The 20,223-nt window shown below is 64.0% G+C and carries 25 protein-coding genes; 12 read left to right on the top strand and 13 right to left on the bottom strand.

Annotated elements, in window-relative coordinates:
- Nucleotides 1–13: 13 nt before the first annotated feature.
- Nucleotides 14–403: a hypothetical protein gene (locus ACQCS0_RS10405; RefSeq protein WP_185260689.1), complete on the top strand. Its 390-nt coding sequence runs from the start codon at nucleotides 14–16 to the stop codon at nucleotides 401–403.
- 71 nt (nucleotides 404–474) lie between these two features.
- Here the strand turns inward: ACQCS0_RS10405 and ACQCS0_RS10400 are convergent, their stop codons facing one another.
- A complete protein-coding gene (locus ACQCS0_RS10400; protein WP_354154979.1) occupies nucleotides 475–795 on the bottom strand; it encodes a chorismate mutase in 321 nt (106 codons plus the stop codon).
- A 19-nt stretch (nucleotides 796–814) separates the two neighbouring features.
- Here ACQCS0_RS10400 and ACQCS0_RS10395 point away from each other — a divergent pair, with 19 nt between their 5' ends.
- Entirely contained in the window at nucleotides 815–1,237 is a 423-nt protein-coding gene (locus tag ACQCS0_RS10395; RefSeq protein WP_354154978.1) for a VOC family protein, read from the top strand.
- A 45-nt stretch (nucleotides 1,238–1,282) separates the two neighbouring features.
- Here the strand turns inward: ACQCS0_RS10395 and ACQCS0_RS10390 are convergent, their stop codons facing one another.
- A complete protein-coding gene (locus tag ACQCS0_RS10390) occupies nucleotides 1,283–2,032 on the bottom strand; it encodes an SOS response-associated peptidase (RefSeq protein ID WP_354154977.1) in 750 nt (249 codons plus the stop codon).
- Nucleotides 2,033–2,161: 129 nt separating this feature from the next.
- On the opposite strand from ACQCS0_RS10390, the gene ACQCS0_RS10385 reads away from it, so the two are divergent.
- The 3 genes from ACQCS0_RS10385 (at nucleotide 2,162) to ACQCS0_RS10375 (ending at nucleotide 4,226) form a co-directional block, all read left to right on the top strand.
- A complete protein-coding gene (locus ACQCS0_RS10385) occupies nucleotides 2,162–2,419 on the top strand; it encodes a mycoredoxin (RefSeq protein WP_056340387.1) in 258 nt (85 codons plus the stop codon).
- 83 nt (nucleotides 2,420–2,502) lie between these two features.
- Nucleotides 2,503–3,588, top strand: a complete 1,086-nt coding sequence (locus ACQCS0_RS10380; RefSeq protein ID WP_354154976.1) for an S-(hydroxymethyl)mycothiol dehydrogenase — start codon at nucleotides 2,503–2,505, stop codon at nucleotides 3,586–3,588.
- Complete coding sequence (locus tag ACQCS0_RS10375) at nucleotides 3,585–4,226, top strand: MBL fold metallo-hydrolase (protein WP_354154975.1); 642 nt, start codon at nucleotides 3,585–3,587, stop codon at nucleotides 4,224–4,226. The genes ACQCS0_RS10380 and ACQCS0_RS10375 overlap by 4 nt, the downstream gene beginning before the upstream one ends.
- A gap of 44 nt (nucleotides 4,227–4,270) precedes the next feature.
- Here ACQCS0_RS10375 and ACQCS0_RS10370 read toward each other — a convergent pair whose 3' ends face one another.
- Nucleotides 4,271–5,038 (bottom strand): lipoyl protein ligase domain-containing protein, encoded by a 768-nt coding sequence (locus ACQCS0_RS10370; RefSeq protein WP_354155054.1) that lies wholly within the window; start codon nucleotides 5,036–5,038, stop codon nucleotides 4,271–4,273.
- Nucleotides 5,039–5,054: 16 nt separating this feature from the next.
- Here ACQCS0_RS10370 and ACQCS0_RS10365 point away from each other — a divergent pair, with 16 nt between their 5' ends.
- Entirely contained in the window at nucleotides 5,055–5,444 is a 390-nt protein-coding gene (locus tag ACQCS0_RS10365) for a DUF2177 family protein (protein ID WP_354154974.1), read from the top strand.
- 92 nt (nucleotides 5,445–5,536) lie between these two features.
- On the top strand, nucleotides 5,537–6,241 hold the full coding sequence (locus ACQCS0_RS10360; protein WP_282331555.1) for an endonuclease/exonuclease/phosphatase family protein: 705 nt from the start codon (nucleotides 5,537–5,539) through the stop codon (nucleotides 6,239–6,241).
- A 49-nt stretch (nucleotides 6,242–6,290) separates the two neighbouring features.
- Here the strand turns inward: ACQCS0_RS10360 and ACQCS0_RS10355 are convergent, their stop codons facing one another.
- From ACQCS0_RS10355 to ACQCS0_RS10335, 5 genes are read right to left on the bottom strand one after another with little or no spacing between them, the layout of a single operon-like run.
- On the bottom strand, nucleotides 6,291–7,094 hold the full coding sequence (locus tag ACQCS0_RS10355) for a thioesterase family protein (RefSeq protein ID WP_354154973.1): 804 nt from the start codon (nucleotides 7,092–7,094) through the stop codon (nucleotides 6,291–6,293).
- Nucleotides 7,091–7,666, bottom strand: a complete 576-nt coding sequence (locus ACQCS0_RS10350; RefSeq protein WP_354154972.1) for an NUDIX hydrolase — start codon at nucleotides 7,664–7,666, stop codon at nucleotides 7,091–7,093. Before ACQCS0_RS10350 ends, ACQCS0_RS10355 begins: the two co-directional genes overlap by 4 nt.
- Nucleotides 7,667–7,717: 51 nt before the next feature.
- A complete protein-coding gene (locus ACQCS0_RS10345; protein WP_193342549.1) occupies nucleotides 7,718–7,918 on the bottom strand; it encodes a DUF1918 domain-containing protein in 201 nt (66 codons plus the stop codon).
- 53 nt (nucleotides 7,919–7,971) lie between these two features.
- Nucleotides 7,972–8,550: a DNA alkylation repair protein gene (locus ACQCS0_RS10340; protein ID WP_354154971.1), complete on the bottom strand. Its 579-nt coding sequence runs from the start codon at nucleotides 8,548–8,550 to the stop codon at nucleotides 7,972–7,974.
- Nucleotides 8,540–8,902 carry a TraR/DksA C4-type zinc finger protein gene (locus ACQCS0_RS10335; RefSeq protein ID WP_354154970.1) on the bottom strand — a complete coding sequence of 121 codons (363 nt, stop codon included), beginning with the start codon at nucleotides 8,900–8,902 and terminating at the stop codon, nucleotides 8,540–8,542. Before ACQCS0_RS10335 ends, ACQCS0_RS10340 begins: the two co-directional genes overlap by 11 nt.
- 139 nt (nucleotides 8,903–9,041) lie before the next feature.
- Between ACQCS0_RS10335 and ACQCS0_RS10330 the strand changes: the two genes are divergently transcribed.
- Entirely contained in the window at nucleotides 9,042–9,422 is a 381-nt protein-coding gene (locus tag ACQCS0_RS10330; RefSeq protein ID WP_354154969.1) for a cupin domain-containing protein, read from the top strand.
- 23 nt (nucleotides 9,423–9,445) lie between these two features.
- Here ACQCS0_RS10330 and ACQCS0_RS10325 read toward each other — a convergent pair whose 3' ends face one another.
- The 3 genes from ACQCS0_RS10325 to ACQCS0_RS10315 form a co-directional block, all read right to left on the bottom strand.
- Nucleotides 9,446–10,717, bottom strand: a complete 1,272-nt coding sequence (locus tag ACQCS0_RS10325; protein ID WP_426938362.1) for a lytic transglycosylase domain-containing protein — start codon at nucleotides 10,715–10,717, stop codon at nucleotides 9,446–9,448.
- A gap of 126 nt (nucleotides 10,718–10,843) precedes the next feature.
- Nucleotides 10,844–12,307 (bottom strand): protein adenylyltransferase SelO, encoded by a 1,464-nt coding sequence (locus ACQCS0_RS10320; RefSeq protein WP_354154967.1) that lies wholly within the window; start codon nucleotides 12,305–12,307, stop codon nucleotides 10,844–10,846.
- Entirely contained in the window at nucleotides 12,210–12,791 is a 582-nt protein-coding gene (locus ACQCS0_RS10315) for a GNAT family N-acetyltransferase (RefSeq protein WP_354154966.1), read from the bottom strand. Before ACQCS0_RS10315 ends, ACQCS0_RS10320 begins: the two co-directional genes overlap by 98 nt.
- A gap of 266 nt (nucleotides 12,792–13,057) precedes the next feature.
- Between ACQCS0_RS10315 and ACQCS0_RS10310 the strand changes: the two genes are divergently transcribed.
- The 4 genes from ACQCS0_RS10310 (at nucleotide 13,058) to ACQCS0_RS10295 (ending at nucleotide 17,328) form a co-directional block, all read left to right on the top strand.
- Nucleotides 13,058–13,738, top strand: coding sequence for a Pr6Pr family membrane protein (locus tag ACQCS0_RS10310; RefSeq protein ID WP_354154965.1), 681 nt, complete (start codon nucleotides 13,058–13,060; stop codon nucleotides 13,736–13,738).
- Nucleotides 13,739–14,345: 607 nt separating this feature from the next.
- Nucleotides 14,346–14,963, top strand: coding sequence for a hypothetical protein (locus tag ACQCS0_RS10305; protein ID WP_426939767.1), 618 nt, complete (start codon nucleotides 14,346–14,348; stop codon nucleotides 14,961–14,963).
- Nucleotides 14,964–15,163: 200 nt separating this feature from the next.
- Nucleotides 15,164–17,044 carry a glycoside hydrolase family 15 protein gene (locus ACQCS0_RS10300; protein WP_354154963.1) on the top strand — a complete coding sequence of 627 codons (1,881 nt, stop codon included), beginning with the start codon at nucleotides 15,164–15,166 and terminating at the stop codon, nucleotides 17,042–17,044.
- A 122-nt stretch (nucleotides 17,045–17,166) separates the two neighbouring features.
- On the top strand, nucleotides 17,167–17,328 hold the full coding sequence (locus tag ACQCS0_RS10295; protein WP_354154962.1) for a recombinase family protein: 162 nt from the start codon (nucleotides 17,167–17,169) through the stop codon (nucleotides 17,326–17,328).
- A gap of 393 nt (nucleotides 17,329–17,721) precedes the next feature.
- On the opposite strand, the gene ACQCS0_RS10290 is transcribed toward ACQCS0_RS10295, so the two are convergent.
- Both ACQCS0_RS10290 and ACQCS0_RS10285 read right to left on the bottom strand, forming a co-directional pair.
- A complete protein-coding gene (locus ACQCS0_RS10290) occupies nucleotides 17,722–18,006 on the bottom strand; it encodes a hypothetical protein (RefSeq protein WP_354154961.1) in 285 nt (94 codons plus the stop codon).
- Nucleotides 18,007–18,338: 332 nt separating this feature from the next.
- Complete coding sequence (locus ACQCS0_RS10285) at nucleotides 18,339–19,199, bottom strand: DUF4062 domain-containing protein (protein ID WP_354154960.1); 861 nt, start codon at nucleotides 19,197–19,199, stop codon at nucleotides 18,339–18,341.
- Nucleotides 19,200–20,223: the final 1,024 nt, after the last annotated feature.

Here is a 20,223-nt window from a genome sequence, read left to right as displayed (position 1 = left end):
GCAGGATTGTGGCATGAGCACCCATGACGCACTCCTCAAGCACGTAAGCATCAAGGCCCAGGACGAAAAGCTCGTGGCAACCTTCGATATCGACGGCAACATACCGGGGGCAGGTGCGTACGTAGTGGGCCTGGTGGCGGCGAGCCCTGATTACTCATCACAAAGACGGTTGGGTATTGAGTTCATGAACGGGGAGGCCATTGCCTTCTACTCGTTCAGCCATGACCAAAGCGCCGAGGAAAACTATGATCTTGCCGGTGTGACACACTCGGGCAACACCATCACGGGCAACTTCCCCGTCGCGGCCGTCCATGGCCTGGGCAAGGGACACGTCATGTCGGCCTTCAGCGAGGCCGACGGCCGGGAATTCCAGTCGGGCGTCGCCGTCGACGAAGCGCTCTAGGAAACACTGGAGCAGGCAAACACCGGGGCAGGTGCTGCCGGACCCGAATCCGGACAGCACCTGCGGCGGTGTCAGCTGCTCTCTTTGTGGACCTTCATTTCAAGTTCGATAAACCCTAAGATCATGGCCCGGTAGGTTGATTCCACGATGTCCGGATCAATGTCCTTCTTTTCCGCGGCGGACCGGACATGCTCAATCACCCGTTCCACCCGGCCGGGGGCACGGACTTCAGCGTCGTCCCCCTTCAGGCTTCCGGCGATGCGGATCAGGCGTTCACGCCGCGCAATGAGCGTGACAATCTGCTCATCAACTTCGTCGACCGCAATCCGAACGGCTGCGAGCTGTTCCTTGTCGGCCAAAGCATCCCGATCGTTTCCTTGAATTGTTGCCATCTTCTGACAGTATCGAAGCATGCAGCCCAGAGTCGACTTCATCTCACTAGGCGTTCGCAGTGTTGACGCCTCCCGCCGGTTCTACGCCGAAGGCCTCGGCTGGCCTGTCCACCGCGAATTCCCGGGCGATGTGGTGTTCATCCAGGTCAACCACGGCCTCGTCCTTTCCTTGTGGGACGCCGCGCAGATGCACGCCGAGGCCGGCGTAGGCGCGCCCGGCCCGGTCCCCTGCATCACACTCAGCCACAACCTGCCCAGCACCGAGGCGGTGGACCGGGTCATGGCGGAGGCGGCATCGGCCGGAGCCACCATCGTCGCTGCGCCGGTCACCCAGCCTTGGGGCGGGTACAGCGGCTATTTCGCCGATCCGGACGGCTTCCGCTGGGAAATTGCCTATAACCCCACCTGGACAGTGGACGACGGCGGCCAGGTCACCGTTTAAGGGCCGGGCACCTCCGCCGTCAGCCGGGTCAGCGACCGGAACGCCTCAGAACAGCGCCTCTACCGGACGGATGAGTTCCGGGGAGTTGTTACGCACGTTGCCCACCTCGGTGCCGACGGAATCCACGTGCCAGTCGGCCGCGACGTCCTTGACATGGGCGCGGACCAGGTCCACCAGGAAGGCGGCGTCGTCGATCTGCGGGTCGATCCACGACGCCATCGTGGCCCGGTCCATGGGCAGCGGCACGCGGTCATGCAAGGCAGTGAGCTTGCCGAAGATTGTCGACTCAGCACCGGGCGGCGGGGTGTCCGCCGTCAGGATGGATGTGGAGAGCATCCACCGGCCGGGGTCACCCTCGGCCTTGGACGGATCCTTCCACCACTCGTACAGGCCCGCGAACACCAGCCCGCTGCCTTTGCCCGGATGGACGTAGTAGGGCTGCTTGGCTTTGCCGGTGCCCTGCTTCCATTCGTAGTACCCGTCCGCCGGGACAGCGCAGCGACGTGACTTCACGGCTTTGCGGAAGGCCGGCTTCTCGAGCAAAGTCTCGCTGCGCGCGTTGATCATCCTGGGGCCGATGCCCGGATCCTTCGCCCAGGACGGCACCAGGCCCCAGCGGGCCACGTGGAGCTGCCGCACGGGGCCGTCGTCGATCAGCCGTTCCAGGACGATCGGGACAGCGTCGGTTGGCGCCACGTTCCATGACGGGGGAAGGTGCACTTCCTCCTCCAGCTGGGCATCAAAGTCGGCCAGCAAGTCGCCCACGGCCCGTGCCATCACATAGCGTCCACACATGGCTCCAGCATGCCATCAGCGTTATCTGCTGTCATCCGGCACCGCATCCACCGGGCCGGCTCAGGGAATAGCCTGCCCCGGGTTACCGTTGACGGGAAGGAACCTACCCAACGATTTCAGGAGAGCTCCGTGGACTTTACCCCCGAGAACGGCACCATCACCATGTTTTCCACCACCTGGTGCGGCTACTGCAACCGGCTGAAGAAGCAGCTGGACGCGCAGGGCATCGGCTATACGGAAATCAACATCGAAGAGGTGGAGGGCACAGCCGACCTCGTGGAGAAGCTCAACGGCGGCAACCGCACCGTGCCCACCGTGCTCTTCCCGGACGGCACTGCCGCCACCAATCCTTCCGCTGCCGAGGTAAAGAGCCGCCTCGCGGCCTGAACACCGCAGCTCATGTGGTAAACAGAACGGGACCAACATCCGTGTTGGTCCCGTTCTGTCTATCTGCATTGAGGGAGCCTTTCGTGATCCATAAAGTCAAAGGTGTCGTAGCGCGTTCCAAGGGCGCCCCGGTCACTCTGGAGACCATCCTGGTCCCGGATCCGGGTCCGGGCGAGGCCCTGGTGGACATTCTCACCAGCGGCGTCTGCCACACCGACCTGCACTACAAGCTGGGCGGCATCAGCGACGACTTTCCGTTCCTCCTCGGGCACGAAGCCACTGGAGTGGTCAGTGCCGTTGGCCCGGACGTCACGGACGTCGCCCCGGGCGACCGCGTGGTATTGAACTGGCGGGCCGTCTGCGGCGACTGCCGTGCGTGCAACCGCGGCCAGGCCCAGTACTGCTTCAACACCCGTAACGCCACCCAGAAGATGACGCTGGAGGACGGCACCGAACTGTCCGCCGCCCTGGGCATCGGAGCCTTCATCGAAAAGACCCTTGTGGCTGCCGGCCAGTGCACGAAGGTTGATCCCGACGCCGATGCTGCCGCCATCGGCCTGCTCGGCTGCGGGGTCATGGCCGGACTGGGCGCCGCGATCAACACCGGCGGCGTCAAGCGCGGTGACACCGTCGCCGTCATCGGCTGCGGTGGTGTGGGCATGGCTGCCATCGCCGGCGCCGCGCTCGCCGGCGCAACCACCGTCATCGCCGTCGACATCGACGCGAAAAAGCTGGAGCGCGCGAAGGAACTCGGTGCCACCCACACCGTGGACTCCTCTGATTCCGACCCGGTGGAGAAGATCCGGGAACTCACCGGCGGCTTCGGCGCAGACGTGGTGATTGACGCCGTCGGCCGTCCCGAAACGTACAAGCAGGCCTTCTACGCCCGAGACCTCGCCGGCACCGTGGTACTGGTGGGCGTCCCGACGCCGGAGATGACCCTGGAGCTGCCGCTCCTGGACGTTTTCGGCCGCGGCGGGTCGCTGAAGTCCTCCTGGTACGGTGACTGCCTGCCGTCCCGGGACTTCCCCATGCTGATCAGCCTCTACAAGCAGGGCAAGCTGGATCTGGATGCCTTCGTGACCGAGCGGATCACCATCGACCAGGTGGAGGAAGCGTTCGAGAAGATGCACTCCGGTTCCGTGCTGCGTTCTGTGGTGGAACTGTGAGCGTCAGGATCGAGCACCTCGTCACATCCGGGACGTTCTCGCTCGACGGCGGCACCTGGGATGTGGACAACAACGTCTGGATCGTGGGCAACGCGGAGGAATGCGTGGTCATCGATCCCGCGCACGATGCCAAGGCCGTAGCCGCCGCCGTCGGTGGCCGGAAACTCAAGGCGATCCTGCTGACCCACGGCCACGACGACCACATCCGGTCGGTAGCTGACTTCTGGGACCTCGTCCAGGCACCGATCCACCTTCACCAGGACGACTGGATGCTGTGGCGCAACGTCTACCCGGATGTGGAACCCGATGTCGCCATCAAGCACGGCGACATCATCGAGGTGGCGGGGGCCAGCCTGACGGCCCTGCACACCCCCGGGCACTCGCCCGGCTCGGTGTCCTTCCACCTGGCGGACGGGCCCGATGGTGAGGGCTCGCTTTTCAGTGGGGACACCCTGTTCCAGGGTGGCCCCGGCGCCACGGGCAGGTCCTACAGCGACTTCCCCACCATCATCGAGTCGATCCGGACGTGGCTGCTGCCCCTGCCGGCCGAAACGGTGGTCCGGACCGGGCACGGCGACAGCACCACCATCGGAGCAGAAGCCCCGCACCTGGACGAGTGGATCGCCCGGGGCCACTAAGGGCCCCGGAGCCCCGCCATCTGGCCCAGCACGGCTAGCGCGGGCTACGCCTCCCTGGTGTCCAAACCTGCATAGCTGCTGAAGTCGGCGTGCCGGAGGGAGGCGTGGCCCGCGTACGCGGCAATTACGGCGTCCTGGACATCCTGGACCGTCAGCCCGGGCACGAGGTCGTTGGCCGCGCCGGCAGTGGCCGGGTCCCAGTCCAGGCCCAAGGCGGCATAGCTGTCCGTCAGGACGTGGCGGATGGGGGCGGAGTTTTCCACCACGATCACGGAACTGAACAGCCACCCGCCACTCACCACGCGTTGCGCTGTTCCGACGAGTTTGATCCGGCGCGCCGGATCGGCCGGATCGGTTCCGTGAACGCTGAACTCGCCTGGGCAGTACTCCCCCGGAATTTCGCCAACTGCGGCCTGCACACCGACGTTCCGCAAAGACTGCGCCAGCAACTCACCAAAGAATCCGAACCGGGCCTTGGAGCCGGCAATGGCATCGGTATGGGGCATCACGTGGTCCACCACCAGAGTGCCCTCGTGGTAAGCGGCGGCGCGGCCACCGGCCTTCCGCACCAGGGGTTCAAATCCGTACTCCCGGCACGCCTGGGCGGCTGTGTCGAAGCCGGGCAGCCGGGTATCCCGCTGACCGAACGCAACAGTGGGTGCGGGCCGGTACAGCCGGAGCGTGGGGCCGATCCTGCCGGTCTTCGCATGGGTCAGCAGTTCGAGGCCGAATTCCAGGTCGCGTGCGGCGCCGAGGGTGTGATCCTGCCGCACCACGGTCAGGGTCTGCATTCCCGCTTCGGCGTCCTGCATGTTGCTAAGCTCCCTTATGGTCATATTGCAATTCCTTGTTGTCGCTGCTGCGTTTGCCGTCATCGACTCCGTCTGGCTCAAACTCATGAACCCGTTTTACCGCAGCCACATCGGTGACCTGCTCGCAGACAAGCCACACTTAGGTTACGCCGTGGCTTTCTATGTCATGTACATAGCAGGAATTGTCTTCTTTGCGCTGCGGCCGGCGCTCGACGGCGGCAGCTGGCTGACCGCCGTCGGCTACGGGGCCGCCTTGGGCGCCTTTGCCTACGCCACCTACGACCTCACGAATGCCGCCACGCTCAAGACGTGGCCACTCCAGCTTATTGTCGTGGACATCCTATGGGGTGCCGCCCTGACTGGGCTGTCCACCCTCGCCGGATGGCTGGTGTTCCGCTCCACCTGACATCCAGCGGATTAATACTGCACCGTCCCCCATCGGTGGCTAAACTCAAGAACTGGGCCCACCCGCTACTCCTCAGAAGAGGTAATCCACTGATACGCGTCATTAGCTACAACTTACGTAAGCACAAGGCCAGCGGGGAGCTGGTCGCCTTGGCACAGGACTTCGGCGTTGATGCCCTGTGCCTGCAGGAATGTGACACCACTGACCTGCCGGACACACTGGGTCAATTGCAACTGGCCGATTCCACGAAAGGCAACCGGCTTGGGCTGGCCATCTACTACCGGCCGGACCGGTTCACCGCCCACGGCACCAAGGCATTCGCGCTCAAGAAGTCCCTTCACGACATGGTCCTGGCGCCCGCCCATGAGCGCCTCATCGGCACTCGCGTGCGGGACAACGAGACCGATCACGAACTGGTCATCGCGTCTTTCCACGCTGCACCGCTGACCGCCACCAACTCGCTGCGGCGCAACCAGATCCATGCTGCCCACGCGGAACTGCTGGGCATGGGCACCGGCCTGATGACTTTAATGGTGGGGGACTTCAACTACCCCTTCTTCACGAAGAACCTCAACGAACACATGAAGAACACGGGGTACGAACTATCCCTCAGTGATCGCCGGACCTACACGCGCTACAAGGTGTTCAAGGGCCACTTCGACTTTGCCACGTCCCTGGGCCTGAACATCGAGAACGTGGAAACCCTGCCCCGCGGCGCCTCCGACCACCTGCCCATCCTGGTGACCGCCGAATACGGCCAGGACTCGACGCCGGTCCAGGAGCCCCCGGCGTCCTGAGGCCTGCCGGGAAGCGGCCAGGCAGAAATCAACGCCTGGGAACTGCGCCTCAGGTCCTGCGCAGCGTCAGGATCTGTTCGGCGCGGCCGAAGGGCCCCTGTAGATCGTGCAGGACGGTGGACGTGAGGCCAATACCGTCGGTTCCGAAGGAGACGGCGTTGTCCAGGCCCAGCCATTCGCCCCCGGGCCTGCGGTACATGTGGATCTGCAGGTCCAGGTTGGGGAAGGCATAGCTGTCTTTACCTGGCGGGACCCTGGCCGCGATCCCGTTGGCTGTGTCAACGAGGCCCATCAGTCGGGCCAGGTCGCCGCTGTCGGCGTTGTCGGTGAGAGGGTGCAGGGTGCGGAGCCAGACGATCCCCGCGCCGGGCCGGTGGCCCTCTGCCACACGCATCTCCAGGGACCGGATGTAGCCGCCGGGCCAGATGGCAGGGCCGTCGAGCGGTTTGCATTCATCGGGCGCCGGAATGGCGGCGTCCTCGACGGCGGCAACCCCGGCTGTGTCGCTGGTGATCATCCGCCATGCTGTGGCACGGATGGCCACGCGGCCGTTGGCAACCAGTTCGGCCTGCAGGAGCTCGATGGTCCGGCCGGGGCGCAGAGTGGTGGTTTCGATGTGGAACCCGCCCCCGGGGATCAGGCCCAGGATCTCGTAGCTCAGCCGGGCCATCCGCATGTCGTCGCGGGGTTCGTGGCGCTCCAGGCTGTCCGCCATCAGGCCGGAAGCCGGCGCCATGTGCTGTTCGTGCTCGTTCCAGGCCCCCTGGGCGTGGATGGTGGAGCGGAATCGGCCACCGCCGAACGCCTCATAATAGAAATCGCCATCGGCCAGTTCCGGGAGTGCAGCAGTCAACATTGACCCTTTCGCTTGTCTTTGTGGGGCTCAGCCCACCCTGTCCGCTGGGCAGAACGCTCCAGCATGCCTGTCCGCAGATCCGGCCAGGATGCTGCGAAACCGGGATGGAGCTCTTTGAGGTCCACCGCATCCACCGGAACCCACTGGAGTTCGAGACTTTCCGGATCACTGATCACGGGCTCGAAAGGCGCGGTCACCAGTACTATGACGGTGGTGTAGGACCAGTAGCCAATGTCCAGCACGGAGGTGAAGAGGACGCTCACATCCGCGGCAGGCATCGCAGCTTCCTCGTGCGCCTCGCGGAGGGCCCCGGTGACGGCGTCCTCACCCTGGTGCAACGCTCCGCCGGGCAGTCCCCAGGTACCACCGTTGTGGCTCCACAGCGCGCGGTGCTGCAGCAGGACACCCTTGCCGGGATCATAGGCCAGGACGCCGGCGGCACCGAACCGGCCCCAGAACTTGCCGCGGCTGCCCTCCACCCAGGCGTCACCGGGGTCCCGCGGACCGGTCCGGACCGGCGGAAACGTGAGGTTCGCATCAGGGGACGTGGCAGCCAAGGAGTGATCCATTCCACCAGTCTGACAGGTGCCCGCTGGCCCGGACGCGCAGCCCGCGGCGCGTCAGCCTGTTTGTCCCCCGTGGCCGCGTTCGACGGCGAAATCACCGCCGGGGTACATAACCGTTTCGTGTCCGTCGTCGAAGCGGACCAGATAGGGCGGATGACCTTCCTGACCGCGGACTTCAACGATTACCCCGTGCCGGTCCGACGATCCGACGGTCCTCCCCCTGACGATGATCCTGTCACCCTGCGCTGCCTCCATGGCAATCACCTCCAAGGCCCAGAGTACGGCTGACGGGGATCAGGGAACAGGGGTCAGTCCTGTGCCCGGTTGCGCTTCCCGGAAATGGACGGCAGGTCAGTTCCCTGGGACGCGATGAGCCGGGCTGCGCGGCGGAGTGCGTCGTCCGGGTCCTGGTGCCAGCGGGTGATGACGACGTCGGCGCGCTGTCGGTCGTTTCCGCCCAGACCCTGCAGCAACGGACCCACAACGTCGGCAATCAGGGCGTCCACCAGTTCACCGGTCTGCGCGGTGCGGATGAAGCCCTCCAGCCGGGTCAGGTCAGAGTGGCGGAGGAGGGAAACCCGGGACTGCAGCAACACAACGGCGGCGAGCCGCCGCTCATAGATTGGAAGCCTGCCTGGACCGGGCCGGCCCCAGAGGAGCGACGCTAAAGCGGTCACGTCGTCATGGCCAAGGTCCTTAAACTTCGTGCCGGCGTCGCGGACAGTGCCGCGGACGGCTCCCACCGACGATCCATAGGACCCCAGCGCCCCACCCACCCGGGACTCCACGTCCTCAGCCCGGTACCAGGCGCCCTCGTTCTGCAGGGTGGCGTCGATGAAGCCGGCAGCCTCCGGGACGCGCTCGTTCACGGCACCGCTACCGTCCATGCCGGCCGGTCGCAGCGTGGACTATGCAGAACGGCGTCGACGGGCGGGCTTCGAGCCGTCTTTCCGCGATGGGATCCCCGCACACGGCGCACGTCCCGTAGGTGCCGGCCGCAATCCGCGCCAGCGCCGCCTCCACCTGGTCAAGGCCAGAGCTGCTCTGCCGCAGCAGCGCCGATGCCTGCGACAGCTCGAACGCAATGGTGGAACCCTCGGGGTCGTGTTCGTCGTCCACGTTGGAATCCTGGCGGGCGGCGTTGGCCGAGGAGATGTCCGCACGGAGGGCGGGGAGGAGTGCAAGTTTCCGGGCGCGCTCTTCCTCCAGCAGGACCCGGAAACGGTCAAAATCGGGCATGGGAAAAGCCTAGTGGTTTGGGTCTCGACAAGTGCGGCGGGTTGGAGGAAGCTGGCAATCGTAAGCGCCTCAGATGCCGTCTGTCAGCCAGGGACAGACGGCTGATGGACACAGAATCAAAAGAGAAAGTCTGCGTGTCATGCCTACAAACATCGTTACCGAGCTGGAAGTCAAATCCCATAACACACCGGATGAGAAGCGCCGCCCGGACAAGACTGAAGTCGACATCGTCAAAGTGGGTGACTACACGATCGGCCGGATGACGTTCAGTCCCGGCTGGCGCTGGTCGGACTGCATCAAGCCAGTGGTCCAGACCGAGTCGTGCCAAAACAACCACGTGGGTTTCTGCGTTTCCGGCTCCCTCCACGTCGAGACCACCGATGGCAACCGGATCACCATCAGCGCCGGTGACTCCTATACCATTCCGCCAGGGCATGACGCCTGGGTGGACGGCGATGAAACCTTCGTCGGCATCGAATTCCTCAGCGCCGCGGAATACGCCAAAGCCCCGGAAACGTGACCCGGCTGCCGACCCGGACCAGGTCAGTACCAGTTCTTGGCCACGGAATGGTTCCACGCGCCGCAAGGTGACCCGTAGCGGTCCGCGATATAGGACAGTCCCCAATTGACCTGGGTCCGGTAACTGGTGAGCCAGTCGCTGCCTGCCGTCCCGTACTTACTGGCCGGCAGCGCCTGGGCGATGCCGTATGCGCCCGAGGAGGGGTTGGTGGCGGTGGTCAGCCAGTTGGACTCCTTGGTCCACAGTGACGCCAGGCACTGGAACTGGTCCTGGCCCCAGCCGTGGGCAGCCAACTGCCCGGCCGCGTAGTTTTTTGCGCCCGCGGGGTCGTTCATGGCGCCTCCCGGCACGGAAGGTACAACGACGACGGGCGGCGGCACCGGCGTCGGGCTCGGGACCGGAGCAGGGGCGGGGACTCCCGGTACAGCAGGCGGGGCCGGAGCCGGTTTTTGCGCAGCGGCGAGGGCCGCCGCCTTGGCTGCCGCCTCCGCCTGCTGGCGTGCCTGCTCCTGCGCCGCGGCCCGTTTGGCGGCCTGCGCGGTTTCGTATGCGGCCAGGGCCGCCCGGCCCTGCCGGAACTCATCCTCCACCGCAGCAGTAGTGCCCTTGAGGGAGGCCAGCTGCGCGGTCAGCTCCTGGCCGTGTACCTGCTGCTCCGCGATCTGCCGGGACATGGCCTGCTGTGCCGACTGGGCGGCGTCGAGCTTGGTTCTGGCCTCCCCGGACAGGCGCTCGCGTTCGGCCCTGGCTGCCTGCTCCTGATCGGCCAGGGCGCGGGAAATGCGTTCTGCGGCTGCGGATTTGTACACCAGGACGGCTGTCTTATCACTGACGATCTGGACGATGTTCAGGCCTTGGATGCTGTTGTTCTGCACGGCGTCGAGGGCAACAAAGAAACCCATGTTGGTGCCACCGGTCTTGTACGACTGGGCCGCCAGGGCACCGATTTCCTTTTTGTACTGTCCCAGTTCGGCCGTGGCGCGTGCGGTCTGGGCGGCCAGGGCGTCCACGGTGGAGGTCGAGGCCTGAAGCGCCGCTTCGGCCAACGCGGATTCCGCGGCGGACGTTACGGCCGCATTGCCCAGTGCCTCGGCTTCGGTCTGGAGCCCGCCCAGCAGCGTGTTGATTCTCGTGACTTCTGCCGCCTTGCCGGCCTCGCTTTGCTTGGCGTTCTGCACGTCCTGCCATGAGGGATAGCCGCCCGGCGGCGCGTCGTCTGCGGCATGTGACGGAAGCAGCGCAGCCGACCCCACCAGGGTGACCGCCAGCATGCCCGCGAGGGCGGGCAGCCGCATTCTTTGAACAATCCGGGACATAGTTGGTGAGCTTACCGGGCATATCGGGCTTGCGGGGCCTGACCTGCCACATCGTTACCGGGGCGACAGCCTGCAGGGCGCGCCAATCCGGCCGCCCTTGTTGGCTCAGGTTCCGCAGAAGGTCCGGTAGTTCCCGAAGTCTTCAGGGGCGGGGCCGGCGTAGCGTTCCAGCCCGGGGCGCTGCGTGTACGGTTCAGCCACGACGGCCATCAGGCGGCTGAAGGGGTCCAGGTCGCCTGCAATAGCAGCGTCAAGAGCTTCTTCAACCAGGTGGTTCCTGGGGATGTAGACGGGATTGACCTGTTCCATCAGGTCCGCGTCCGGCGCCAGCGCCAGCCACCGAGCCGCCCGGGCGTCGCAGGCTTCGGGCTCCGCAAACATGGCCCGGGCAGTTTCCGGGGTGCCGCGGGCTGCCGAGACGAGGCTCCGGAAGAAGGAGGTGTAGTCCACTTCGGCTTCCTGAAGCAGCGCCAGCACGCCGTCCACCAGCGGCGACGCGACGTCGTCGGGAGTGTCCGCGCGCAGCCCAAGCTTGGATTTCATGCCGGCTGACCAGGCCGCGCTGTACAGCGTGCGGAAGGCGCCGAGGGACTCCACTGCGAGCGCCACGGCCTGGTCCTGGTCTTCGTGGAGCAGGGGCAGGAGTGCTTCGGCGAGCCGGGTGAGGTTCCATTCGGCAATGATCGGCTGGTTGCCGTAGGCGTAGCGTCCGTCCGCGTCGATGGAGCTGTAGACCGCGCCGGGATTGAAGCTGTCCATAAATGCACACGGACCGTAGTCGATGGTCTCGCCGGAGATGGTCATGTTGTCGGTGTTCATCACGCCGTGGACGAAGCCCACCAGCATCCATTGCGCCACCAGGGATGCCTGCGCGGCTATGACGGCGTCAAAGAACGCGAGATAGGGCTTGTCGGCGAGCGCGGCGTCCGGGTAATGCCGGCTGATGGCATGATCGGCCAGGCGGCGGAGGAGGTCCGTGTCGCCGTTGACGCGGGCGAACTGGAAGCTGCCGACGCGCAGGTGGCTGCTCGCCACCCGGGTAAGTACAGCACCGGGCAGTATGCTTTCGCGGCGGACGGGCCGGCCCGTGGCCACTACGGCGAGGGACCTCGTGGTGGGGATGCCCATGGCGTGCATGGCTTCGCTGACGACGTACTCGCGCAGCATGGGACCGACGACGGCGAGTCCGTCACCCGCGCGGGCGAACGGTGTCCGGCCGGAACCCTTGAGGTGGATGTCCCTGAGCTGCCCGTGGATGTCCGTGACCTCGCCCAGCAGGAGGGCACGCCCGTCGCCGAGCTGCGGTGAGTAGCCGCCGAACTGGTGCCCCGCGTAGGCCTGGGCCACCGGCGTGGCACCGTCAGGGACCCGGTTGCCGATCAGCAGCAGCGTCCCCTCATCCGACCGCAGCGCGGACGGGTCCAGGCCCAGCTCGCTGGCCAACGGCTCGTTCAGGACCAGCAGCTGCGGATCAGGTGCTTCGTCCGCCTGCCACGGAACCGCCAGCTCCCCGAGTTCGCGGGCGAAGCGTCCATCGAAGGTGAGCGTTATTGGGATTGCGGAGCTCATCCTTCCAGACTACCCGCGGCAGCACCGTCCATGCGTCATTGCCCGACTTGAAGGTGAAGAACGTGACCGGCGAAGCGGTAGCTCCCAGCGCCCGATAGAAATCCAAGGCGTGCACGTCCTCGTTGTCGGCCGGGACGAATATCTCGTGGATGCCCTCCAGCGCGGCGGTGGCGCGCAGTTCGAGCACCAGTCGGCTTGCGACGCCCTGTCTCCGATGGTCCTGCCGCACGGCAAGATCGTAGATGAACACCTCCGACGTTGGTGAACGTGTCATCGGCAACGTGTGAGCAGTTAGGCCGGCAACAATATCCGGGCCAATGAAAGCCGCCAGGGCCCAGAAACCCTCTGGACCAAGAAGATCTTCGAGGTAGTCCTCGCTGAGCGGCTCGCTGTCTTCTCCGAAGACACGCGCCATCATCTCAAACATGACGCATGCCGCAGCCGCGTCCCCGCGGACCAAGCGCTTGACCTCAAGTTCGCTCATTGCAAGATCATCCCATGCCATGCGGCCCGGTTCGGGCGAGATGTGCGGTTCCTCAAAAGATACCGGTAGAACAACACCCGTCGGTGCGGGACGAGAGAACCGTAATTGGTGCGCGCTAGCCGATCCCTGAACGGGCGCCCAGGGAACAGCACCTCCATGGAGTCAGCCCGCCCTGCGAGAAGCACCGGCCCCGGGTCGCACGCAGACCCGGCGTCGACAATGCCAACCTCACGGCCCCGACATCCCTGGCCACATAGGATCCCTATATGACACCCAATCGAGGGCTGGCGCTCTTCAGGTTCTGGTTTGCCCTGCTCGGATTCCTGGCCATACTTTTCCAGCTGACACATCTGCTCCAGAACGTTCCCGGCGCCTCCGCGGGGAATTTCTTCAGCTATTTCACCATCGAATCAAACATCATTGCCTTCATCACCCTGGCGATCGCCGGCCGGTACGCATGGAAAGGCGAAAGCCCCCGTTGGCTCGAACTCCTTCGCGGAGCTGCGACCATCTACATGACCATCACCGGGATCGTTTACAACCTTCTGCTGAGCAACATCGACGTCAACACTCCAATCCCCTGGATCAACGTCGCGCTGCACTACACCATCCCGACGATCATGGTGATCGACTGGCTTGTTGACCTGCCCAAAACCAGGGTCCCTGTCCGCACCTCGCTGATCTGGCTCGGGTTCCCGCTCCTTTACCTGGTCTACAGCCTGATCCGCGGTCCCATCGTCGACTGGTACCCCTACCCGTTCCTCGACCCACGGGTCAGCGGCTACGGAACCGTCGCCGCGATGGCGCTGGCCATCGCGGCAGCAGCCTTCCTCTTCGCCCTCATCGCCGCGTTCTCCACGCGGCTTCACATCGCCCCGCAACCTGCCGGACTCACCTACGGCGCCAACGGGGTACCCCTTCAATCCGGCGCCAGCACCATCAACTAAGCACCGGTCGTTCAGAAGAAACCCGAGTTCCGCCGGGTAACTTTTCTCTCCCAGGACTGACCCGACACGGATCGGTGCCCGTTCCGGGATCCGCTGTCCCGCTTGGGGAACCCTCTACGGGACCATTGCGGACCAGCTGCCGCTCCCGAAGTTGACGGGTGCCTCGGGTGGCCGCGGGACACTAAGCCCGAGGGGGCAGACGCATGGACCCCGAGCAGTACAGACCGGCCGACGATCACACAAGGCGCCATGGACCCGGGTGTGCACTCGGGGCTATGAGGATGGAATACTCAGCTCCTGCCGAGCCTCCAGCGACACCGGGACCTGAAACCCGCTACGGCCAGAGCGAACAGACCCTGGACCATCGCCGCTGCCTGCATCATGGTTATCGGCTTGCAGCTCATGGTGGTGGGGCTCAGCATGGTTCCGGCAGCCGCATACACTGCGGTTTACGATCCACCGCACGAGGCAGGAAAGGCGGCCGGCGCAGGGCCGCCTGACCCGAGCAGGGCATCCCCCGGTTGGGGGTGGATAGGCCCGGCCGAGCAGCACAACGAACGTAGCCGACACAGGAGCACCATGGTCATCAGCGAAACACAGATCGAGAATGGCATCTTCCGGGGTAACACGCTGGGAACTGGAACCGGGCGATACGATCCCGGCACACGTGCATGAACACGAGTACGTGGTCGTCCCCCTCACGGAAGGCACCCTGTGGGCGGCGGCCCCGGACGGGGCCGAGACGGCCGTCGAGCTGAGTATCGGCCAAAGCTACGTCCGCCCGGCAGGTACCGCGCACACGATTGGTACCGCGGCACCGCCTGGATTATGTTCGTTGAAATCGAGAAGCTCTCCTAGCGTCGATATGCCCCTGTCCTTCACCGACGGACCGGCGTACTCTGAGCACACTCTCATACCGGGATCCCCTGCCGGGGTCTATGGACATGAGTTCCCAAAGGAAGGACACCGGTTGAAAATGAACATCAGGGATCAGTGGGACCATCTCGATCCCGCCACTCAGAAGTGGCTCACCGACAATCCGGGATGCCTGATTCTGCCCCGCACGGTCACAGCAACCATCTGCAATAAAACCGGAACCGACGAAGGTAACCGGCACGGCGAGACCGTGCTTTCCCAAGAGGACCGCGACTTCATCCGGCTGAAGGCAACTGAGGCCCAGGACGCGCCCCGGGAACGCCCGTTCTTTCCGGCAGACCAATCCTGACCCGACAGGAATCGTGTTGCTGCACGCCTAGGTCTCTGTGAAAGGCCGCCATTCTGAACCAACAGCCGCGCCTACTCTCCTTAGAGGAATGGAATGTGGTCCCTGTTCAAGCTGCGGTTTCCCGGGCCAGGTGGGCTGAAATCGGGTTGACATTGCCAGCCCCCCTTGCTGAAGCGGACCGAGTCAGTCAGGCTGTGTCAATGAGCAGTAGCCCCATCGCAGACTACGGATTGCTCTCTGACTGCCGGTCTGCGGCGTTGGTGAGTGCTGCAGGGTCTGTGGACTGGTTGTGCCTGCCCCGGTTCGATAGTCCCTCGGTTTTTGGACGTCTCCTGGGTGACGACGCAGGGTTCTGGTCAATCCGTCCTGTTGCTGACTTCACGTCCACCCGGCGATATGTCGGTCCCAGCATGGTTCTTGAGACCTTTTTCCGCACCGACGAGGGTGAGGTCACCCTGACCGACGCCCTGGCTCTTGGAAACGGGAACAGGGGCCATGACCTCGGTGCCGGATCACCGGGGGCGCTGTTGCGGCAAGTTTCCTGCATACGAGGAACGGTTCAGCTTGACGTCGTCTTTGTGGCGCGACCGGAATACGGGTTGATACGGCCTTTGGTCCACGGGGGATCAGGTGGGCTGTTGATTAGAGGAGGCGCCGCGGTCCTGTCATTGTCTGCTCCTGTTCCGTTTACGATCGAAAGTGATGTCGCCCGGGCCCGCGTTGTTGTGCGAGAGGGTGATGCTTTTGGATTCGCCCTTGAACACGCGAACAGCTGGGAGGATGCGCCCGTCTTCTGGGCACAGGAGGAAATTTCCCGGCGGCTTGCCGACACCATTGAGGGCTGGACGAGCTGGTCGGGGATGCACCAGAACTACACGGGCCCGTGGCAGGAACTGGTCTCCCTGAGCGGGAGGGTGTTGCGGGCGCTGACCTTCCACCCCACTGGAGCGATCGTGGCCGCCCCCACCACGTCCCTGCCGGAGGTCATCGGAGGCCAGCGCAACTGGGACTACCGCTATACATGGGTCCGGGATGCAAGCATGACGCTGCAGGCACTCTGGGTTGCCGCCTGCCCGGTCGAAGCCGGAAGGTTCTTCCGCTTTCTGGCGACGGCTGGCTCCGGCCAACTGGGCGAGGGTGAAGAGCTCGGGATCATGTACGGGGTCGGTGGTGAACGTGACCTGTCAGAACGTGAACTGCCCCACCTGCCGGGTTGGCGTTCAAGCACGCCCGTCCGAATAGGGAACGCAGCATGGCGGCAACGCCAGCTCGACGTGTACGGGGAACTCCTGGACGCTGCAGCAATCTTGCCGGAATACCTCGCAGACATGGACCCGGACACCCGCAAATTCCTTGCGGACGCCGCCGATGCAGCAGCCGCACGATGGCAGTCCCCGGACCAGGGGATCTGGGAAGTCCGCGGCGAGCCCCGCCACTACCTGTACTCAAAGCTCATGTGCTGGGTGGCCGTGGACCGCGCCGTCAGCATTGCCGACCTCCTGGATGCCACCGACAGGGTTCCTTATTGGCGGGACGTACGAGAGCAGATCGCCGCTGCTATAAAGGCCCAGGGCTGGAGTGATACTGCCAACTCCTACACCCAGGCGTTGGGCTCCGATGAGCTGGATGCTTCAGCACTGATGCTCTCAATTGTCGGCTTCCTGCCGGGGGATGACCCACGGATGCTGGCAACAATTGACGCGATCCAGCGGCACCTCACGGACACAAGGGGCCTGGTGTACCGGTACGGTGGTGAAGACGGGCTGCCCGGGGCTGAAGGGACGTTCCTGCTGTGTACGTTCTGGCTCGCCCATGCACTTGCCCTCGCCGGCTCCGTTGAGCGCGCCCGGGAAGTTTTTGAAGGCGCTGCAGGCTTCGCCACAGAGCTGGGCCTGCTTTCTGAAGAGGTGGCCGCCGGCAGCGGTGAGTTGTTGGGGAACTTCCCGCAGGCGTTCAGCCACATCGGGCTGGTCAACGCTGCCTGGGCGATCAGCCGGTCAGAGGAGAAGTACCCCGGGTCCGGAACCCCGGCCATCCCGTTCTTGACCAGATGGCTTCAGCATTGGACCGGACCTTGGTAACCCGACCGGTTGAGCAGCCTGAACGTGGTCTTGGGCCTCGCCAGTGCCGGCCTGGCAGGATCTAAACCGCCAGCTGGACGCCCTGGGCGCTGCCGGCATTGATCCCACCCAGAGAGATACAAGTGGACAAGAAGTCGGGAGCCACACGCGCCCGTCCTGGGCTTACGGCGGCCTTGGGCTACGCCCGCCCTGGGGACGTGCTGGTAGTCCATACTCTTGACTGCCTGGGTCGGACTGTCCGGGACACGCTCAACCTTGTCCACGAGCTGGCCGACGGAACATAGGGCTGCGAACACTGGCGGATCCGTTCAGGATCGACACCACAGCCAAGGATGATCCGATGAACCAGCTGGCGCTTGTTGTGCTGGCTCTCTTCGGTCAGATGGAACGTATCTACGCGGCCGAACGCTCGGCCCATGCCCTCCCATGCCAGCGCGGGGGCCACGGTGCACGGGCGCGGCGCCGGTCGGCCGTCCGTGGGCGATCCAGACAAGCTCGAACATGCAACACTCTTGGGGGACAAAGGCACCTCCATGGCGGACATAGCCTCCAAAACGGGCCTTCCCGCGCAACGCTTTACCGGCATCTCCTTGCCCGCTCCCCTAAGCCATAGCACTCAGCAAAATGGCCCCGCCGAAAGGCAGTGCCATTGAGTGTCTACTCATTTGAGTAGATACTCAATCGCTTCCCGGGAAAAGGTGAACGCCGGGATGTGCGGCAGCCTTGGCCACGGCGTCAATGAACTCCTGCTCCGTCGCTTTCCTGTGAAATTTCCCCTCTCCGACGAACTGCGCCAGCGCAAAGGTGCTCTTCGCGGCACCATTGGTCCAGTAGATCCAGACCTCTGGCATCTCCTTGCCTTCCCCAGACGGAAAGCGCACTTCGTCAATGTCGTTGATGTTGACGATGCGCTTCGTGCCGATGCCCTTTGCCTCGTCGTATTGGTGCAGGATCAGAAACAAAGTGAGTACCTTTCAGCGGTGGGAGCGCGGGGTCTGTCGAAAATCAAGGTCGCTTCTATGACCGCTTCTCCGTTGTTGTTCTCCTGAGCGCGCCGGTAGAAGTCCTCATCGAGCGAGTCTCGGTTCGTACGAACAATGCCTACGGCAGCTCAGAGGCTGACCAGTCCGCGATCCGCCGATACGTTCTCGACATCGAACCGCTGCTTCGAAACGGGGCGACCCTCGAACTCGACGGCCGTCGACCGGTCCCAGAACTGGCGGATGAGTTTGAACGTCTAATCGCGGCGGCCGAGCACATCTGACGCCCGGTATAGGATCCATCAACGGGCGCTCTACCTTACACGGATGGACTGCACAGCTTCTCGCGAGTCCCCGTCCTCAGTCCAGCTCATATTGACCTTTGCATTGCCTGAACGGAGTGCAATCATGCTGAACTGCAGCTCGGAGTTTTTGGTCAGGTCGAACGCTGCGGGCTCCTCGAATAAGAACTGACCGTCAACTTCCTCCACAGTGACGTGGACGTCAGAAACGGTTGCCTCGCCTTTATTGCGGATGACTAAGTGATTCGCGGTCGTCCGATAGCGCGGCTTTCCCTTGTTATCGACGCCGTTCTGTTCTCTTTGGTAGTCATGGCGGGCTTCGAGAGCAGCTCCGGCAGTGCCTGCGGTCCGACTGAGTGTCGAGGACCAATTCTGCGTGTTTACATCGAAATCAATGGCGTTCGACACCTGGCTAGCCAGATTCTCAGGGCTGCTGTATTCCCCGAGAAGCCCCTCAGACTCCATGTCCTTCTTGAACTGAGCGAGTTTTGCCAGCTGATTTGGGTCAGCAGATCTGGGAATGTCCTCGGTCGAGAAGTAGACGTGGACCGGTTTGCCGGCAGCATGTGCTCGCTTTATTTCCTCAGCGGTACCCGATACAGCTTCCGGGGTCTCTGTGCCAAGCCGAGAATCGAAGAAGGCCACCACAACGTCCGCTCGACCCACGGCCTGAGCGTTGATTACTGACTGAGGGTGTCCACCCAACACCGGCACCGCGTGCTGCTCGTACAGCCATGGCACGGCGACGACGCCTTCACGTTCGCCGCGACTGACATTCCACCTACTCAGTTGGAGCTGGATCGCTGCCCGCTCGTCAGCCGTGTCGCCAGGGGACGCGATAAGGACGACTATTGCGGTAGCAGTAAAAGACATGGTGCCATTCTGGCCTACTCCTCCGTTCTTTCCCGGAACCCCATGCCGTTCTTTCGCGCCAGCGTGTGCCCGTAAGCCGGTCCCCCACCGGCGAAAGCGCCACCCAAAATTTCCGGATCACGATTTGCCGAATTTCCATGGCCGCCCGATTCCCGTATGACCCGCCCGCAAAATGCCCGGTGATGGGGGGCGGACTCCTCATCTGATACGCCCTCGTATCCACGAACGACCGCTGCGATCGCACAGGCGATCGGTATAGATCCGGTCTGGGTCCTCGCCGCACTGCTCGCCCGGGGAGGCAGAGATCGTCGGGATCTGATTGAGGGCAGAGTGGCCAGCTCACATCGCCAAAACAGCGAGGACAGCGACGCCGGATACCCAGAATCCGAATGCCGGGGTGACGGGAAAGTGATGGCGTCGGCGGCGGATTAACTGGCGGGAAGGCAGATGCAGCAAGGCTCACCAGCTCCTACAGCCCGCCCTCGAGGCCGGCCCCGCCTACCGACTGGCCAGGCTCAGCGGCCGAGTGATCAGCGCCGGATCAGTTGCCAAGTCATGCCGTTACCGTCGCATGCCTGCATGAACAGGTATCAGGGAGTCGAAATTCAGGACAGACCGCAACCCTGGACCGACCTAAATAATAGACAACAAATCATGCCGTGCGCGGCCTTAGCCACCATGAAGGGGTGAACGCGAAAACCCAACGGAAGGACGAACGAGGATGAACACCCAGCAGACACCCCACAGCACGGTACCCGGTCCGCCGTAGGCAGCCGCTCCCCCACACAACCAAATAGGTCTATCCGGGTCCCACACACCCTGAACATCAGATCAGAGGCAAGAGTGTGGACACTGTGCACGCGAAAAAGCACCAAAATGCCCTGACCTGCAAAAACACTGTGCCCGAGGTGGGACTCGAACCGGGTTCCGGCCCTTGAATTTCCGCCACTCCCCCCGATAACCTCTGCAATCCGGCCCAGTCCGCCACCAGTACGACCCAATCCGAAGCCCAGGGTGTGCACAT

Source organism: Pseudarthrobacter sp. S6 (genome assembly GCF_050156575.1).
GTDB lineage: Bacteria > Actinomycetota > Actinomycetes > Actinomycetales > Micrococcaceae > Arthrobacter.
The sequence above is the reverse complement of the archived record's forward strand: the minus strand, read 5'-3'. Positions and strand labels throughout refer to the sequence as shown.

Bases quoted from the DNA above. Each gene is read 5' to 3' on its own strand.
- ACQCS0_RS10370 (WP_354155054.1), bottom strand. From the start codon at position 5,038: ATGCAGGACGCCGAAGCGGGAATGCAGACCCTGACCGTGGTGCGGCAG.
- ACQCS0_RS10285 (WP_354154960.1), bottom strand. From the start codon at position 19,199: ATGTCTTTTACTGCTACCGCAATAGTCGTCCTTATCGCGTCCCCTGGC.
- ACQCS0_RS10365 (WP_354154974.1), top strand. From the start codon at position 5,055: ATGGTCATATTGCAATTCCTTGTTGTCGCTGCTGCGTTTGCCGTCATC.
- ACQCS0_RS10345 (WP_193342549.1), bottom strand. From the start codon at position 7,918: ATGGAGGCAGCGCAGGGTGACAGGATCATCGTCAGGGGGAGGACCGTC.
- ACQCS0_RS10300 (WP_354154963.1), top strand. From the start codon at position 15,164: ATGAGCAGTAGCCCCATCGCAGACTACGGATTGCTCTCTGACTGCCGG.
- ACQCS0_RS10350 (WP_354154972.1), bottom strand. From the start codon at position 7,666: ATGGATCACTCCTTGGCTGCCACGTCCCCTGATGCGAACCTCACGTTT.
- ACQCS0_RS10390 (WP_354154977.1), bottom strand. From the start codon at position 2,032: ATGTGTGGACGCTATGTGATGGCACGGGCCGTGGGCGACTTGCTGGCC.
- ACQCS0_RS10340 (WP_354154971.1), bottom strand. From the start codon at position 8,550: ATGGACGGTAGCGGTGCCGTGAACGAGCGCGTCCCGGAGGCTGCCGGC.
- ACQCS0_RS10395 (WP_354154978.1), top strand. From the start codon at position 815: ATGCAGCCCAGAGTCGACTTCATCTCACTAGGCGTTCGCAGTGTTGAC.
- ACQCS0_RS10405 (WP_185260689.1), top strand. From the start codon at position 14: ATGAGCACCCATGACGCACTCCTCAAGCACGTAAGCATCAAGGCCCAG.
- ACQCS0_RS10310 (WP_354154965.1), top strand. From the start codon at position 13,058: ATGACACCCAATCGAGGGCTGGCGCTCTTCAGGTTCTGGTTTGCCCTG.
- ACQCS0_RS10400 (WP_354154979.1), bottom strand. From the start codon at position 795: ATGGCAACAATTCAAGGAAACGATCGGGATGCTTTGGCCGACAAGGAA.
- ACQCS0_RS10325 (WP_426938362.1), bottom strand. From the start codon at position 10,717: ATGCGGCTGCCCGCCCTCGCGGGCATGCTGGCGGTCACCCTGGTGGGG.
- ACQCS0_RS10305 (WP_426939767.1), top strand. From the start codon at position 14,346: ATGGCATCTTCCGGGGTAACACGCTGGGAACTGGAACCGGGCGATACG.
- ACQCS0_RS10320 (WP_354154967.1), bottom strand. From the start codon at position 12,307: ATGAGCTCCGCAATCCCAATAACGCTCACCTTCGATGGACGCTTCGCC.
- ACQCS0_RS10315 (WP_354154966.1), bottom strand. From the start codon at position 12,791: ATGAGCGAACTTGAGGTCAAGCGCTTGGTCCGCGGGGACGCGGCTGCG.
- ACQCS0_RS10330 (WP_354154969.1), top strand. From the start codon at position 9,042: ATGCCTACAAACATCGTTACCGAGCTGGAAGTCAAATCCCATAACACA.
- ACQCS0_RS10335 (WP_354154970.1), bottom strand. From the start codon at position 8,902: ATGCCCGATTTTGACCGTTTCCGGGTCCTGCTGGAGGAAGAGCGCGCC.